A 2,365-nucleotide genomic window follows, 5' to 3' on the forward strand; every position below is an offset into this window, starting at 1 on the left:
GCGGTCACTCCCCGGAACGAATCGGTGAGGACGATCGGCGCCTCAGTAGTCGTCGTGGTCGTTCCCGCCGGGGCCTCGGTGGTGGTCGTTGCATCTAGCGGCTCATCCGCTGGCTCTGTGGTCGCCGGAACGGCCGTCGTAGTCGCCGGAACGGCCGTCGTAGTCGACGCAATCGTCGTCGCAGCGTCTAGCGGCTCATCCGGTGGCTCTGTGGTCGCCGGAACGGCCGTCGTAGTCGACGCAATCGTCGTCGCAGCAGCAGTGGTCGGTGCCGGTTCCGCCCCGTCACTGCCACCTCCACCGCAGGCCCCGGCCATCAAAGCCAATGTCACCAACACGGCGAGCGTCCAACGGTGCGGATTTCCTCTAGCCATGGTCCCCCCAGACTTAGTCCTCGTCTGCCGACGACCTGATGGGACGCCATCCATCGTCGAACCGTAGGCGCTTGTGGGTGGTGCTGTCATCCCAAGAACCCGCTCGGTGAACCCTCCCCGGGAGACAGTTGGAACAAAGGAGGGCGAGAGCGGTCTCTCTGGGGCTGAGTCCTTCCGCCGACTCGGGGACCGACACCGCTTCCACGATTATGAGACATGACGACAGCAACGACTCGCCTTAACAAGCCCTAACCCAAACCTGATCCGTCCAGCTGACTCACGCAACGCTTTCCAACCGGTCAAGGAGCACGTCCACCAGATGGTCGACAGTGGTCGACGGTCCTGGTGACAGGGTGAGTCGGCCGTCGCGCACTAGTGCGGCGTACCCGGTCGTGATGGCTAGTTGTAGGCGGACCCAGTGGACCCGATCCTCGGCATCAAGACCCAACGATGTCAGCACGGTCTGAAGCGGTCCACCGGCCCGTTCGATTGACGCCACCAGTTCCGGATCGTTGCCTGGTGGGTGGACCGTGGCCTCGGACCGGCCCGGGTGCGCCAACGCGTGGTCCAACTGCGTTCGGACAATGGCTTCCACAGCGTCTCGTCCCGACCGGCCAACTGCCGCTGTCGTGACCAAACCGGCCAACTCATCTAGGCATAACAGTGCTAGCAGGCGACGCAGCCCAGCAATCCCGTCTACGTGGGCGTAGAGGGACTGACTGCGAATGCCTAGTCGGTCAGCCACAGCAGAAGGTCGAACCGCTTCAAGACGACCAGTTTCGTCCAGCATCGCCAGTGCGGCCTCAGCCACCTGTTCTGACGTGACTCCCCGGCGCGCCGCCATGACCGTCGATTCAACCCCCTGTTGCCGACTCTGTCAACATCTGGCAGACTCATGTCTGATGTATGTAGACAGTCTAGACGATCCAACCTCTGTCCTATTCCAAGTCGACGACGGTGACGACCTAGTGGATGCACTAGGTGAACACGGCTGGGGGGACGGCCTCCCCGTGATCGCCCCCACCCCCGGGCGGGTCGACGCCATGCTGGCCGGCTACCCAGACCATGACCCCGACGAGGTCGTCGCTGTCCTACCGCCCCGCTTCGGCGAAGCCACCCGACGAACCCTGGCCATCAACGCCGTCATGGCCGGCTGCCTGCCCCAACACCTCCCCGTGCTGGAGGCCGCCATCAGGGCACTGTCCCATCCCGAACTGAACCTTCGAGGAGTGAACGCCACCACCCACTGCGTTGCCCCCCTGGTCGTCGTCCACGGCGAGGTGGCCCGAACCGCCGGCTACCACGGCGGCCTCGGAGCCTTCGGCCCCTGTAACCGGGCCAACGCCACTACCGGTCGGGCCGTGCGCCTGGTACTCCTCCATGTAGCCGGAGCCACGCCCGGGGACGGCGACGCCTCCACTCAGGGCAGTCCAACCAAATACGGGTACTGCGTCGCCGAGAACGCGGACGCGTCGCCATGGCCGGCCTACCCGACCACTGTGGGCGTCGACGCGCCATCGGCGATAACCGTCCACTGTGGCGAAGCCCCCCACAATGTGCACGACATGGAATCTGACAACCCGGCCCGCATCCTCGACAAAGTGGCCTCAGCTATGGCCACCACGGCCCAGAACAACGCCTGCATCAGTCGAGGCGAGTACTTGGTGGCTCTGTGTCCCGAACATGCCGCCACCTGTGCTGAGGCCGGCTGGTCCCGGCGGGACGTGATGTCATACCTGTTCGAGCGGGCTCGTCTCCCAGCTGCCGAGCTACGGCAGGCATTTGCACTCCGCGCATGGGCCCCGTGGATGGATCGGCTAGAGGACGATACGCCGGTACCCATGACTGAACACCCTGACAACATACGAGTCATGGTGGTGGGCGGACCCGGCAAGCACAGTTCGGTCATCCCGAGCTGGGGCATGACCCGCAGCGTGACCCTGCCCGTCCTTTCGGAGATCACCCGTCCAAAAGCAGGTCTCGACCCGTGC

The 2,365-nt window shown here is 64.7% G+C and carries 3 protein-coding genes; 1 reads left to right on the forward strand and 2 read right to left on the reverse strand.

Going from position 1 to position 2,365, the window contains the following annotated elements; translation table 11 throughout:
* Both QF777_11820 and QF777_11825 read right to left on the reverse strand, forming a co-directional pair.
* Positions 1-374, reverse strand: a 374-nt coding sequence (locus tag QF777_11820) for a hypothetical protein (protein ID MDP6912230.1), incomplete at its 3' end; no start/stop codon positions are given.
* Between the two features lie 277 nt (positions 375-651).
* Positions 652-1,218: a TetR-like C-terminal domain-containing protein gene (locus QF777_11825; protein MDP6912231.1), complete on the reverse strand. Its 567-nt coding sequence runs from the start codon at positions 1,216-1,218 to the stop codon at positions 652-654.
* A 58-nt stretch (positions 1,219-1,276) separates the two neighbouring features.
* Here QF777_11825 and QF777_11830 point away from each other — a divergent pair.
* Positions 1,277-2,365: hypothetical protein (locus QF777_11830; protein ID MDP6912232.1), on the forward strand; the 1,089-nt coding region annotated here is incomplete at its 3' end.

Source organism: Acidimicrobiales bacterium (assembly GCA_030747595.1).
Taxonomy (GTDB): domain Bacteria; phylum Actinomycetota; class Acidimicrobiia; order Acidimicrobiales; family MedAcidi-G1; genus UBA9410.

What these genes read in the sequence shown, in the direction of transcription:
- QF777_11825 (MDP6912231.1), bottom strand. Translation starts at nt 1,218, where the DNA reads ATGGCGGCGCGCCGGGGAGTCACGTCAGAACAGGTGGCTGAGGCCGCA.